Genomic DNA, 13,576 nt, shown 5'->3' with positions numbered 1-13,576 from the left:
CCGAACTCAGCAGTGAAACGATGCATCGCCGATGGTAGTGTGGGGTTTCCCCATGTGAGAGTAGGTCATCGTCAAGATTAAATTCCGAAACCCCTATCTGCGTATGCAGGTAGGGGTTTTGTTTTTGTCCGCGGGAAATGAAATTACTGCCCCAACCGCTCCAGCGTGTGCTCCAGGGGATCCAGTGACACACAGATAAAACCATCAAGCGGTCGATTGAGTTCCTCTACCAGCAGGATGGTTGCCCCCGTCGACAGGGCACACATCAGCAATACGGCGACAATGGTGCCGTTGCAGGGTGCAAACAGGCCGAACGAACCGAAGATAATCCCCAGCCACGTCACCAGGATCACCAGCATCACCGGTGGAATCGATTGATTGGCCTGCAGCAGGGTCAGCCAGCGGGCGGCAAACACGGTGTCCATGTCTTGCAATGCCTTGGCTTTGAGCGCGCGCTGATCATCGTTGCCGGGCGTCAGTGACTCGACCTGGCGTTGCAGGCCTTCGGAGCGACGGATCACTTCTGGGCTATCGAGTTTTTCAATCTGACGGTGATCGCGGGTCGCGAGCACCTGGGTGACTTCGGCGTAGTTGTGCTTGAGCTCGGTGCGGATGCCCTGGGTGTCGGGGCCGTAGCGGGCCAGCAAGCGGTCGAATTGAACCACTTTCGCCGCCGCGCCCTCCAGTTCGGCATTGGCCGTATCGAAGGTGCCTTTGGCAGAGGAAACGAGCAGGCCGAGGACCAGCGCCGACATCGTTGCAATGAGGCCGGTGGCCAGCTTCACCACCGCCACAGAGTCATCGCTCAGATGATGGCTCGGTAATCGCTCCCTCACGTACGAGCCCATCAGTGCGCTGGCGGACAGGCAGGCGAAAACGATGAGAGCGATCACCACGTCATTCAAATTCAACCTCCGTTGACGCTGTCCTCCAAGGGGAGATATCTACTGGTACTTGATCACGATACCTTTGAGCTTGCGTCCCTCGATGGTCCTCACATCGCGTGCCCACAGCGGCCCGCTGGCATAGGCACCCACCGCTTGAATGTGGTCATAGACGACCACCACGGCGTCGCCACCGAGTTTGGCGGACTCTTCCCGCAGCTTCTGTTCGACTTCGGTAATCGGCGGGGCAGGGTCGATGCTGGCGTCGATCAACACTTCACCCAGGCGCACATGTGGGCGCAGAGGCTCCGAGCGCAGCACGACAACCTGGTCCGGCGATGTCGGTGCCGGATGTTCTACACCGACATAGGCGGTGGTCTGTGCATCGACAGTGGCGCAACCATTGAGGGTCAGCAGGCTGGCGATCATTCCACCGGCCAGTAGCAAGAGCTTGCAACGGGTGGGCCAGGACGCGTCGTGGGCCGGCATAGTGGGTATCCTCCTCAGGTTCGCTGCTATCCGTATGGCTAGTTGACGGTAGCAGACAGGCCGGGAGTTGCCAGAAAGCCCAACCTTTTCAGGTCGGGCTTTTTTGTGCCTTCAATACTCTCGATCGACCAAGGCCTTTCACTGATCCTTTTCGCAATTGACCATCCACGACACACCAAAACGGTCGACCAGCATGCCGAAGCGTGCTGCCCAGAACGTGGTTTCCAGTGGCATTTGCACAGAGCCACCGTCCGCCAGCGCATTGAAGACCCGTTCGGCCTCGGCAATGCTGTCGACGTTGAGTGAGATCGAGCAACCACTCATGCCCTGGACGGGACGATCCGGAGTGGTGTCCGACCCCATGATCGCCTGATCGCCCACGATCAGGCGGGTATGGATGATCAGGTTGTGCAGATCCGTGGGGACATGCTCACCGGCAGGCGTTTCGCCGAAGGTCATCATGGCTTCGATCTGGCCTTGCAGGCACTGCGCGTAGAACGTGAAGGCCGCTTTGCAGTCGCCGTTGAAGATAAGGTAGGGATTGATTTTCATGGTCGGCTCCAGGTGCTCGAGTACATACATCGGTTTGGACGCCGGTTTTTTCGGCGAATTCCGATTGTGTCGAGCCGACAAGCAAAGCGCTAAATCTTCGTCGAAGCTTGTGTTTCTTTAGATGTTTTTTCAATAGGACGCGCCAGGCTTATTGCCTCCGGCACACGCCGTGGCGCAAGCACACGTTCGATGGCGCCGCTGACCATGCTCTCGAGCAGCTCCTCACGTTCCTGCTCGTCCAGCACATGGGGTGTCAGCCAGCTGGGAGCACTGTTGAGCAGGGCGCCAATGGCATGCCCGGCGGCCAGCAGGCCTTGCTCGCTGAAACGGGACTTGGCGCCCAGCATTCTCAGCAACGTGCGTTCGTATTGCTCGCGCAATTGCCGGACCCGATCCTGTTGCTCTTCGTTCAGGCAACCGCTGTCGCGCTCCACCAGGCGGAAATGCCAGGGCATCTCCCGATGCAGATTCAGATGGGCGCGGATCAGACTGTTGAGTTTGTCGCGCTTGCCTGGGGCCTTTTGCTGGATACGTCCCAGGGTGGCCAGCAGCTCCTCGTAGAACTCCTCGATCAGGTCGAGCAGCAGATGCTGTTTGCTGGGGTAATGGTGATACAGCGAGCCTGGGGAGAGCCCCAGGCACGTCGCGAGCTCACGCATGCCGACCTGGCCGAACCCCTTGCAGGCAAACAGCTCCAGGACCTTGTCCCGGTACTCGGCAAAGCGCGAGCAACGCTCAGGCATAGGCATGGAAGCCGCGCCCCGTTTTACGTCCCAGGTAACCGGCGGCGACCATTTCCTTGAGCAACGGCGCCGGGCGATATTTGCTGTCGTTGAAACCGTCATAGAAGGCTTCGAGGATCGACAACAGGGTGTCCAGGCCAATCAGGTCCGCCAGGGCCAACGGGCCGATAGGCTGGTTGCAGCCCAGGCGCATGCCAGCGTCGATGTCTTCGGCGCTGGCCAGGCCTTCCTGGAACACCAGGATCGCTTCGTTGATCATCGGCACCAGGATCCGGTTGACCACAAAGCCCGGGCGGTTGCCGGCGGTAATTGCGGTTTTGCCGAGGGTGGTTGCCATGTCCAGCGCCAGTTGGTGGGTCGCGTCACTGGTTTGCAGGCCACGGATGACTTCGATCAGGCCCATCACCGGCACCGGGTTGAAGAAATGCAGGCCGATGAAGCGTTCAGGCTGGCTGACACTGGCGGCGAGTTGGGTGATCGACAGCGACGAGGTATTGGAGGCAATGACGCATTCGCTGCTGACTTGCGCGGCAATCTGTTGCAGCACACGCAGTTTCAGGTCGAGATTTTCCGTCGCAGCTTCAATGACCAGCTGCGCATTTTGCAGGCTGCTGTAGTCGGTGCTGGTGCGGATTTTGTCGAGGGTCGCCTGTTTCTGCTCCGGCGTCAGGGTTTCCTTGGCGATCTGCCGGTCCAGGTTTTTGCCGACCGTTGCGACGGCTTTTTGCAAAGCGCTTTCGGAAATATCGAGCAAGGTCACGTTGAAACCGGCCATGGCGCAGACTTGGGCGATGCCGTTGCCCATGGTGCCCGCACCGATCACCCCGATGTTTTGCAGATTCATCTTCCCATCCTTCGATCAAACCCTGCGATACCTTGGCCGCGATTGCGGCCGAAGGCGTACTATTGCCGCGAGTCTAGAGCCGGCAGGGCGGTTGTCCTATGCCAAAACTGTTCAACGGCACTGATGTTTTTTGCCATTCGGGTGATGAGAGAGAAGCGAACCAATGCGGGAAAAGGACTCGGTTGCCGCCTATTTCGTGCAGGCAATGATCCATGGGCTGCGCGATGATCCGCAGCGCGTGACGGCCGTGCTCGAACAGGCGGGCATTGATCCGGCGGTCATGCACCAACCCACGGCGCGGGTGCCGGCCAATGCGTTTGCGGCGTTGTGGCTGATCCAGATCCGCGAGCTCGACGATGAGTTTTTCGGGCTCGATTCCCATGGCATGCCGCCGGGCAGTTTCGCCCTGATTTGCCGTGCCTTGATTCAGGAGCCCGATCTGCACAAGGCCATGCGTCAATGCCTGGCCAACTTCGGCTTGTTCCTGCGCGACTTTCGCGGCTCTCTGGCCGTGCGTGGCAAGCGTGCGGTCATCAGCCTCGACACCCGTTCGACGGACAACGATGCCAGCCGGTTTGGTGAAGAAACCTTCCTGGTGTTGATGATCAGTCTGCTGTGCTGGCTGGGCGGGCGGCGCATTCCCATTGACCGTGCGGACTTCCGCCATTCGCGCCTGTCGCTGAGTGACGACCGCCTGCTGTGGGGCCCCAACCTGACCTTCGGTGCCGAGCGCACCGAAATCGAATTTGCCAGCCACTACTTGCGCCTGCCCGTGGTTCAGGATCTGGCGTCGCTGAAAGTGTTTCTGCGTACCGCGCCGCAATGGCTGGTGATCCGCTTCCGCAACCAGCATGGCCTGGCATCCCAGGTTCATCAGCGCTTGCGCGGCAGTCATTACAGTCAGTGGCCGACGTTGCAGGCCTTTGCCCTGGAACAGCACCTGAGCCCCAGCACCTTCCGCCGCAAACTGGAGCGTGAAGGCTGTTCCTACCAAGAGATCAAGGACGAAGTCCGCCGTGGCGTGGCCTTTGAGCAATTGCGTCAGAGCGACGCGAGCATCAGCGATATCGCTGAACAACTGGGTTTCCAGGAACCCAGCGCCTTCCATCGGGCGTTCAAGAAGTGGACCGGGGAAAGCCCCGGGCGCTATCGGGCCCGTTATCAGGGGGAGCAGGGCGCAGAGATCGCTACCCTTGAAGCTTCCTGCGATCCCTGAACCATCAACGATCCACCCGCAGGACGAGCAGATTTACACAAACTGTGGGAGCGAGCCTGCTCGCGAAAGCGATAGGTCATTCAACAATGATGTTGTCTGACACTCCGCCTTCGCGAGCAGGGTTTCGTCATGGCATTTCCGGCAGTTCCTGTGGCCGCAGGTCAAAGACCAATACTTCAGCATCCACGCCATTGCTCAAGGTCAGTACCTGTTCTTCGCGAACCCGCACACCGTCGCCTTCCTGCAACAACACACCGTTGAGTTCAACGCTGCCCCGGGCCACATGCACATAGGCGTAGCGATTGGCGGCGAGCTCCAGGGTGGCGCTTTCCTTGCCGTCGATCAGGCCGGCATACACCCGTGCATCCTGACGCACCTTCAGCGAACCCTTGGCGCCGTCCGGCGAGATGATCAGTTGCAGGCGCCCGCGTTTCTTCTGAGGGCTGAAATGCTCTTGCTGATAGCGCGGTTTGGCGCCGCTGACGTCGGGCACGATCCATATCTGCAGAAAATGCACCGGCCGGGTGCCGGAGTGGTTGAATTCACTGTGGGCCACACCGCTGCCTGCGCTCATCAGTTGCACGTCGCCGGGGCGGATCACGGAACCTGTGCCCAGGGTGTCCTTGTGTTCCAGGGCACCTTCAAGCACATAGGAGAAAATCTCCATGTCGCGGTGCGGGTGCTGGCCGAAGCCTTTGCCGGCGGCGACGCGGTCGTCGTTGATCACCAACAGGTCGGAAAAACCCTGCTCTTTCGGGTTGCGATAGCTGGCGAAGGAAAAGGTATGGAACGACTTCAACCAGCCGTGATTGGCCAGGCCACGATCCGAGGCTTTGCGAAGAGTCAGCATGATGAAATCTCCTTTGGGGACGTGAATTCGTCCGAGTGAGGAGAAGGTTAATGGTTACCTGCTGGTTCAATAAGTAGATGAAAATTGAAATACTGTCTCGATCAGGTTGACAGTTTGCGGGCGACAATCAGCTATTCTTTTCCGATGCCTGGCCTGTGTTTGTCCATAATGCACAGTACCGAAACCTGTGGGAGCGAGCTTGCTCGCGATAGCAATTTTCCAGTCACCTCATCTGTCGAATGTGATACTGCCATCGCGAGCAAGCTCGCCCCCACAAAGGGCTAGCGCTCGACAAACCGACCTTATTTGATCCCAGTGAATTCCAATCCATGAAAACCGTGGCAATGGTGCTGTTTCCCGACTTTCTCCTGCTCGACATGGCCGGGCCCATGGAAGTGTTTTCCATCGCCAATCGTTATCTGAAACCCGAAGATCACTATGTGCTGACGACCATCGGCACCGAGCCCGGCGCACTGCGGGCGTCCAACGGGGTGAGCGTGCACGCCGACCGGCACATCGATCAGGCCTGCGAGGGGTTTGATTTGCTGCTGGTGCCCGGTGGTCCCGGTGCCTACAACGAAAAGCATCCGCCATTGCTCGACTGGCTCAGGCACAACGTCAGCCGGTCCGCCGGTTATGGCTCGATCTGCACCGGGGCGTTCGTGTTGGGGCATGCGGGTTTGCTCGACGGCTATCGCGTCACCACCCACTGGCACTACACCGAGCGGCTGATCAAGGGCTTTCCGAAGGCGACCGTCGAGACCGATCAGATCTTCGTTCAGGACCGCAACCTGATCACTTCCGGTGGCGTCACCGCCGGGATCGACCTGGCGTTGTCGGTGGTCGCCCAGGACCATGGCAAAAAAGTCGCCCAGGACGTGGCCAAGGTGTTGCTGGTGGTGATGAAGCGCCAGGGCGGGCAGGCGCAGTTCAGCCCGTTGATGGCGGCGGTGGCCCCTCACGAAACGGCGATTACCCGGGTGCAGAACCATGTGCTTGAACATCTCGATGAAACCTACAGCATCGAGCGAATGGCCGGTCTGGCCAACATGAGCCCGCGTCATTTCGCCAGGGTGTTCGCCCGGGAAGTGAACATGACGCCGATGGAGTTTCTGCAAAGCGCGCGTATCGATTGCGCCAGGAACCTGCTGGAAACCACCGAGTTGCCACTCAAGACCGTGGCCTTCAAAAGCGGCTTCGGCAGCGTGCGGCACATGCGTTTTCTGTTCAGTGAAAAGCTCGGCCTGACCCCGACCCAATACCGCGAGCAGTTCAGTTAGCGCGCGTGTCCGTCGTGCGCACCGCAATGGCCGTGACGCTCCCCCCGCGGCAGTTGTACCGTCACCGAGGCCTGCCAAGATACCGCTGAACTCATTGCAAGGACGGTGCGGAGCCTGGGCTGAAAGCCAGGCGTGCAGCGAGTGACAGCCCATGAACAGCCTCAGAGATATAAACAGCGAAGCGGTGCTGCAATTCGGGCCTTACGCTTTCCACCTCAGTCAGCGACTGGTGCTGGAAGGCGATCGACCGCTGCGCCTGGGCGGCCGCGCCCTTGACGTGTTGCAGGTGCTGGTCGAGCACGCAGGCTCGGTGGTCAGCAAGGAAGAGTTGATTGCCCAGGTATGGCCGCGCTCCGTGGTCGAAGAGATCAACCTGCGGGTACACATTGCCGCCTTGCGCCGAGCTCTGGGCGACGGCCAGAACGGCCAGTGCTACATCGTCAACATTCCCCAGCGCGGTTACAGTTTTGTCGCCCCGGTACAGCATTCGCCGCAGCCCGTCTCGTTCCCGAGCGAGACCGTAAAAAAGCCCCTGCACAACTTGCCGGCGCGGCTCACGCCGATCACCGGGCGCGATGCGGTTGTCGGCAGCCTGGTGCGGCAGTTGCCGGTGCGCCGATTCATGACCCTGGTCGGGCCTTGCGGGATCGGCAAGACCACCGTGGCGCTGCGCGTGGCCGAACTGTTGTTGCAGCACTATCGGCACGGCGTGTGGCTGGTGGACCTGGCGGCGATCGATGACCCGGCGCAAGTGACCGACCACGTCACACGAACCCTTGGGCTGGAGGTCGGCACCACGCTGGAGGCGCTGGCGCAGCGGCATGCCTTGTTGGTTCTGGACAACTGCGAACACCTGCTCGAACGCTGCCAGACGTTGATCGAAACACTGCTGGCTTCGCTGCCTCGTCTGTCGATCCTCGCCACCAGCCGCGAGCCGCTCCAGGCAGCGGGCGAAACCGTATTGCGTCTGCCACCGTTGGCGGTGCCGCCGGTGTCAGCGCTGCGCAGTGTTGACGAGGTCATGGGCTATTCGGCGGTGCAGTTATTCGTCAGCCGTGCCCGGGCTCGTCAGCAAGGGTTCACCCTGCGCGAACAAGACCTCAAGACTGTACGGGAAATCTGCCGGCGCCTCGACGGCCTGCCGCTGGCGATTGAATTGGCGGCGGCGCAAATCGATGCGCTGGCGCTGGTGGGGTTGCAAGCGCAACTCGATAACTGTTTTCAGTTGCTGTCCCAGGGCCGCCGCACGGCCGTGCCCCGGCACCAGACGCTCAAGGCGGCGCTGGACTGGAGCTACGAACGTTTGACTGCCGTGGAGCAAACCGTGTTGCAGCGCCTGGCGGTGTTCAAAATGGCCTTCACCCGGGACGCAGCGATCGGCGTGATCTGCTGCGACAGGCTGCCCGCCGCCGACTTGGTCAAGGTGATGGAAAGCCTGGCCCTCAAGTCGCTACTGACCCTGGAGCAGGGGAGGGAAGTGGCCCGTTACCGCTTCCTCAACACCACCCGCACCTATGCGCTGGAAAAACTCGAACTCAGTGGTGATTTGCGCGCCCTTGAAATGCGTTATGCCGGTTACGTCAGTCAAACACGCTGGCCTTCAGGCGGGCAGGTGGCATTGCAGCTCGTCGAGTAGCCGGCGAACGGTCATCAAGTCTGGCGTGGCGAAACCTTCGGTGTAGCGCTGGTAGATCGGCGCCAGCAATTGATGCGCCCGTTGGGGATCGCCCTGACGCTGCCACAACTGCGCCAGTGAGGTGGCGCTACGCAGCTCCCAGGCCAGGGCACCCTGGGCCTTTGCCACGTTGAGTGCCTTGAGCAGCATGGTTTCGGCCGTCGCGGTCTGGAGCGGGCAATCGGTTGCCAGCAACGTCCTGGCCCTGGCCCGCAGTATCTCTGCCGTGCTCCAGTCCGAAACACCGCTTTGCGCACGTTCGAGCAAATCATCGTCGACACAGGTTGAATCCAGCGTGACCATGATGTCCTTGATCAAACCGACGCTTTGTCGGCCGATTGGCTGAACATCGGTACCGCCGATCACCCGCGCATAGTGTTGCGCCCAGTCATGGAACAGCAGGACCGAGTGTTTCCGCGCTTGTTGCAGCAGCAGGCGCAGGAGTTCGCGGGCGCTGCGGGTATCGCCGTTGTAGTGGGCGATCAGGCAGCCGGCTAGCGCCAGGGTGTAGCAGATCGACGTGCCGTGGTTGATCTGCAATGCGATGTCCAGCGCCTGGCGGGCAGTGCGCCAGGCCTGTTCCGGCTGGCCTTGCAGCCAGAGGATGCGCGCGTGGAGGGTCAGCGCCGCCACACTCTGGTCGTATTGCACACCAAAACCATGGGTGAAACGGTTGAGATGACCGCTGTGGGCCATGCGTTGCAGCACTTGTTCGGCATGCTCCCCAGCCTGATGCTGGTTGCCGGAGAAGTGCAGGGCGAGCACCCGCAATCGATGCATGCTCAGGGACATCAGGGCGTCGTCATGCAGCCCCAGGTGATCGAATTGCCGACTCTGTTCCAGGGCCATCTGGTATTGGCCGCAGCTGAGATTGACCGCCAGGTGCCCGGAAATCGCCCGCAACTGACCGGCCACATCGTTGAGTTGGCTGGCCAGGGCTCTGGCGCTGACGAAGGCGCCAACAGTTTCGCTGCTACCTCCTTGAGCGTGATAACAGGCACTGCCCAAAGCCAGCTTGAGGGCCATCTGCAAGCGCGGGCAAGAGTCGGCAGACTGCTCGAGCAAAGCCAGCGCCTTGCGCACATAACCGCCGTGTTCCTTGAGCAGTGACAACTCCTGCCACAGCGGCGTGGACGTCGCGGCCAGGCGTATCGCCAGCGCCTGCGGCCCTTGCCCGTGCAAACCCCAATCGAGGGCTGCGCGGATGTCCTCCAGGGCCCGGCCATAGCGTTCGAGCCACAAGCCGGTGGACGTTCTCTCCCAGTCGTCCTGCGCCTGTTGCATCAGCGCCAGGCAACGCTCGGCATGCCGCTCCCGCGTCCCGGGCAGGTCGGTGGTTTGCGCAAGTTTTTCCAGGGCATAGCTGCGGGTGGTATCGAGCAGGCGGTAGTAAACATCCTCGTCGCCCACCTCCACGTTCAACAGGGACTTGGTGACCAGTTGGGTGATCGAGCCGAACACCTCGCGGGGTTCGATGTGTTCGCCGACAATCACCGCCGCTGCCGACTTCAGGGTGAAACCGCCGCGAAACACACTCAGTCGGCGCAAGCAGGTCTTTTCGCAGGCGCTGAGTAGCTCGAAGCTCCAGTCCAGTGTCGCGCGCAGGGTCTGATGGCGTGCCAGGGGCGTCTGGCAGGGCTGGGTCAACACCCGGAAATTGCTTTGCAACTGCGTCAACAAGCCGGGCAATCCGAAGTTGCCCACTTGCGCCGCCGCCAGTTCGATGGCCAGTGGAATGCCGTCCAGTCGGTGGCAGATATCGATCAACAGCGGCAGTTCATTGTCCGTCAGTTCAAAGCTGTCATGGCTGGCCATGGCCCGCTCGACAAACAGTTGCAGGGCGGAAAAGGTCATGGCCTGGGCGCGGTCGAGGACGGCGATGGGCGGCGGGCAGTCGAGTGATTCCAGGCGCTGGACGAATTCGCCTTCGGCCCGCAGGCTCTCGCGGCTGGTGGCGAGAATATGCACGTGCGGCGCACTGCGCAGAATGGTTTCGCAGAGATGGGCGATGGCGTCGACCAGGTGCTCGCAGTTGTCGATGACCAACAGCATTTGCCTGTCGCGCAGACAGTCGGCAATACCGCTCAGGGGGGCGTCGTTGTGCAGGGCCAGTTCGAGCAACGTCGCCAGATGACCGTCGATCATCAGCGGGCAGTTGATCGGGGCCAGGTCCAGCAGGCGAATGCCGTCCTGGTAGCGACCGATCATTTGTTCGGCGACCCGCAAGGCCACGGTGGTCTTGCCGATGCCGCCGGGACCGACGAGGGTGATGAAGCGCTGGCGTGGCAGTTGCACCACCAGATTGTCGACCAGGGTCTGCCGGCCGATCATTCGCGTACGGCGCACCGGCAGGTTATGCCGGCTCGGTGCGCAAGCCTCGGGCGCTGGCGATTGCTCGGCCTGTTCCAGTGAGTGCGGTGCGACGAAGCTGTACCCGCGCTGGGCCACGGTGACGATGTAGCGCTGGCCGGCCTGACCGTCGCCGAGCGCCTTGCGCAACGCGGCCATGTGCACCCGCAGGTTGATGTCTTCGACCACGCTGTTGGGCCAGACCCGGGCGATCAGTTGCTGCTTGCTGACAACGTTGCCTGCGTGCTCAAGCAGGATCAACAGGATGTCCATGGCGCGCCGCCCCAGGCGCAAAGGCTGGTCGGCCTCCATCACCAGGCGTTGTCCGGGGTAGACCCGGTAGGGGCCGAAATGCACAGCCTGTTCGGGGGAAAGGGTCAACGAGTCGCTCCTGCTGCATCCGTCTGGTACGCGGTTTTCGAGCATATTCCTCAGGTTTTTTACGGAGCGCAATGCGTCGCTTGGGTGACTGAAGGGGCAGGCATTGACTCTAGCGTATCGGCCAGCGGCTGTCGGCCCCGTGATCGTTGGGCGCGACAGATGGACAGCGTCTGCCGGGGCTTTTTGCGCGCCTGGGAAAATTAACAACGTTTAACTCGTCCTGCGTCCGGTCTGCACCCAAAACTCTCTTCCTTGTAGGAGCGAGCAAGCTCGCTCCTACAAGGGATTTCAACCCATCTCAAGGACAAACCAATGAGCAACGTGGTGGTGGTCTATCACAGTGGCTACGGGCACACCCGGGTCATGGCCGAAGCCGTGGCCGGTGGCGTGGAACGGCACCTTGGCAGCACCTGCCAGTTGATCCCGGTCGAAGAGGTAGACGAGCACTGGGAGCGGCTGCACTACGCCGACGCCATCATTTTCGGCGCGCCGACCTACATGGGCAGCGCCTCGGCGGCCTTCAAGGCGTTCATGGAGGCCACGACGGCGTTCTACCTGACCCAGCCCTGGCGCGACAAACTCGCGGCGGGTTTCACCAATTCCGGCTGCCTGTGCGGCGACAAACTCAACACCTTGCTGCAAATGGCGGTGTTCGCCGCCCAGCACTCGATGATCTGGGTCGGCCTCGACCTGCTGCCGGCACGCTCCAGCACCGGCGCGTTCAACGGCCAACTCAATCGTCTGGGTAGCTCACTGGGCGCCATGGCCCAGTCGAATGTCGAGCAATCCCCTGACGATGCCCCTCCGCCCGAGGATCGCTGCACCGCCGCGCACCTGGGCGAGCGGGTGGCGCGTCTGGCCGATCGCCTGCGCCACTGACCCGTTTGATTCACCCCCCAACCCTCGTTAAGGAGGCATCACCCATGAGCACTTTCACTACCCGCGATGGCGTCGAGATTTACTACAAGGACTGGGGCACCGGTCAGCCGATTGTCTTCAGTCACGGCTGGCCACTGAACGCCGACAGCTGGGAATCGCAGATGATCTTCCTGGCCTCCAAGGGTTATCGGGTCATCGCCCACGACCGTCGCGGTCATGGGCGTTCCAGCCAGCCGTGGTCGGGCAATGACATGGACCATTACGCCGACGATCTGGCGCAGTTGATCGAGCTGCTCGACCTGCAAAACACCGTGCTGTTCGGCTTCTCCACCGGCGGTGGCGAGGTGGCGCGTTACATCGGTCGCCACGGCACCGGCCGCGTGGCCAAGACCGGGCTGATTTCCGCGGTGCCACCGCTGATGCTCAAGACCGAAGCCAACCCCGGCGGCCTGCCGCTGGAAGTGTTCGACGGCATCCGCCAGGCCTCGCTGGCTGACCGTTCGCAGCTGTACATCGACCTCGCCAGCGGCCCGTTCTTCGGCTTCAACAAGCCTGACGCGAAACCGTCCCAGGGCATGATCGACTGGTTCTGGATGCAGGGCATGATGGCCGGCCACAAGAACGCCTATGACTGCATCAAGGCGTTCTCGGAAACCGACTTCACCGAAGACTTGCAGAAGTTCGACGTGCCGACGCTGGTGGTGCATGGCGACGCGGATCAGGTCGTGCCGTATGAAGCGGCGGGCGTCTCCTGCGCCAAACTGGTAAAGGGCTCGACCTTGAAGATTTACCCGGGCGCCCCTCACGGTTTGACGGACACCCATAAGGACCAGCTCAACGCTGACCTGTTGGCGTTCTTGAAAGGTTAAAAAGCCGGATCAAGGGATCGCAGGTTTCGCCAGCGCCTACACGTGCATACCCGTAGGCGCTGGCGAAGGCTGCGATCTTTTGCTTTTAAGGCCATGCACCGCCTGACAGCGCCAGGCAAACGGATTGATGCCTTCGCTGCGGGTGAAGATGTGGCAGAAGTGCGCCTGATCGCAGAAGCCGCATTCGAGGCTGATCTGCGTGAGGCTGAGGTTGGTGTACTGGATCAATTGCTTGGCCAGGGCAATGCGCTGCTGGCGAATCCAGTCCTGTGGCGAGAGGCCGGTGCTGCACTTGAACGCGCGGGAGAAGTGACTGCGCGACAGGGCGCAGGCCTGTGCCAGTTCAGTAACTTCCAGGCTGTCGCCCAAGCGTTCGAGGATCAGTTGTTTAACCAGCTTTTCGCGCTGCGGGCTGAGGCCGCCGGTGCTTTTCTTTGGCACCGGCGTGAATGACGCGGGGGCGGCATTTTGCTGAACGTGAGCCATGGCGAATGTCCGTGTCGGTAGGCTTCATTCTTGGACCCGAAGGCTCTGGCTTACGAGTTAATCGTTGTTAATTTCTCGC

The 13,576-nt window shown here is 61.2% G+C and carries 13 protein-coding genes and 1 rRNA gene; 6 read left to right on the top strand and 8 right to left on the bottom strand.

The window, feature by feature from the left end:
* Positions 1–77: ribosomal RNA gene (rrf, locus tag PSJE_RS32350) — 5S ribosomal RNA — on the top strand; the annotation flags it as partial.
* Positions 78–143: 66 nt separating this feature from the next.
* Here rrf and PSJE_RS26760 read toward each other — a convergent pair.
* The 5 genes from PSJE_RS26760 to PSJE_RS26740 all read right to left on the bottom strand — a co-directional run bounded on the left by PSJE_RS26760 (position 144) and on the right by PSJE_RS26740 (position 3,512).
* Positions 144–896, bottom strand: a complete 753-nt coding sequence (locus PSJE_RS26760) for a bestrophin-like domain (protein ID WP_223473825.1) — start codon at positions 894–896, stop codon at positions 144–146.
* 48 nt (positions 897–944) lie between these two features.
* The gene (locus PSJE_RS26755) at positions 945–1,373 is read right to left on the bottom strand and encodes a hypothetical protein (protein WP_090454675.1); all 429 of its coding nucleotides are present in this window, start codon (positions 1,371–1,373) and stop codon (positions 945–947) included.
* 138 nt (positions 1,374–1,511) lie between these two features.
* Positions 1,512–1,925 carry a VOC family protein gene (locus PSJE_RS26750; protein WP_057715521.1) on the bottom strand — a complete coding sequence of 138 codons (414 nt, stop codon included), beginning with the start codon at positions 1,923–1,925 and terminating at the stop codon, positions 1,512–1,514.
* A gap of 89 nt (positions 1,926–2,014) precedes the next feature.
* Positions 2,015–2,674 (bottom strand): TetR/AcrR family transcriptional regulator, encoded by a 660-nt coding sequence (locus PSJE_RS26745; protein WP_057715520.1) that lies wholly within the window; start codon positions 2,672–2,674, stop codon positions 2,015–2,017.
* On the bottom strand, positions 2,661–3,512 hold the full coding sequence (locus PSJE_RS26740) for a 3-hydroxybutyryl-CoA dehydrogenase (RefSeq protein ID WP_090454677.1): 852 nt from the start codon (positions 3,510–3,512) through the stop codon (positions 2,661–2,663). Before PSJE_RS26740 ends, PSJE_RS26745 begins: the two co-directional genes overlap by 14 nt.
* Positions 3,513–3,675: 163 nt before the next feature.
* On the opposite strand from PSJE_RS26740, the gene PSJE_RS26735 reads away from it, so the two are divergent.
* Positions 3,676–4,728, top strand: a complete 1,053-nt coding sequence (locus PSJE_RS26735; protein WP_090454679.1) for an AraC family transcriptional regulator — start codon at positions 3,676–3,678, stop codon at positions 4,726–4,728.
* 127 nt (positions 4,729–4,855) lie between these two features.
* Here PSJE_RS26735 and PSJE_RS26730 read toward each other — a convergent pair whose 3' ends face one another.
* Entirely contained in the window at positions 4,856–5,578 is a 723-nt protein-coding gene (locus tag PSJE_RS26730) for a pirin family protein (protein WP_057715517.1), read from the bottom strand.
* 329 nt (positions 5,579–5,907) lie between these two features.
* Between PSJE_RS26730 and PSJE_RS26725 the strand changes: the two genes are divergently transcribed.
* Entirely contained in the window at positions 5,908–6,858 is a 951-nt protein-coding gene (locus tag PSJE_RS26725; protein WP_090454681.1) for a GlxA family transcriptional regulator, read from the top strand.
* A 151-nt stretch (positions 6,859–7,009) separates the two neighbouring features.
* Complete coding sequence (locus PSJE_RS26720) at positions 7,010–8,494, top strand: ATP-binding protein (protein WP_090454683.1); 1,485 nt, start codon at positions 7,010–7,012, stop codon at positions 8,492–8,494.
* Here the strand turns inward: PSJE_RS26720 and PSJE_RS26715 are convergent.
* Positions 8,459–11,263 (bottom strand): ATP-binding protein, encoded by a 2,805-nt coding sequence (locus PSJE_RS26715; RefSeq protein WP_090454684.1) that lies wholly within the window; start codon positions 11,261–11,263, stop codon positions 8,459–8,461. The genes PSJE_RS26720 and PSJE_RS26715 overlap by 36 nt on opposite strands.
* Before the next feature lie 312 nt (positions 11,264–11,575).
* Between PSJE_RS26715 and PSJE_RS26710 the strand changes: the two genes are divergently transcribed.
* Complete coding sequence (locus tag PSJE_RS26710; protein ID WP_090454686.1) at positions 11,576–12,142, top strand: flavodoxin family protein; 567 nt, start codon at positions 11,576–11,578, stop codon at positions 12,140–12,142.
* 44 nt (positions 12,143–12,186) lie between these two features.
* The gene (locus tag PSJE_RS26705) at positions 12,187–13,011 is read left to right on the top strand and encodes an alpha/beta fold hydrolase (protein WP_090454688.1); all 825 of its coding nucleotides are present in this window, start codon (positions 12,187–12,189) and stop codon (positions 13,009–13,011) included.
* Positions 13,012–13,047: 36 nt separating this feature from the next.
* Here PSJE_RS26705 and PSJE_RS26700 read toward each other — a convergent pair whose 3' ends face one another.
* Positions 13,048–13,497 carry a helix-turn-helix domain-containing protein gene (locus PSJE_RS26700; protein WP_090454690.1) on the bottom strand — a complete coding sequence of 150 codons (450 nt, stop codon included), beginning with the start codon at positions 13,495–13,497 and terminating at the stop codon, positions 13,048–13,050.
* Positions 13,498–13,576 lie beyond the last annotated feature (79 nt).

The sequence above is a fragment of the Pseudomonas jessenii genome, assembly GCF_002236115.1.
GTDB classification, from domain to species: Bacteria; Pseudomonadota; Gammaproteobacteria; order Pseudomonadales; family Pseudomonadaceae; genus Aquipseudomonas; species Aquipseudomonas jessenii.
The sequence above is the reverse complement of the archived record's forward strand: the minus strand, read 5'-3'. Positions and strand labels throughout refer to the sequence as shown.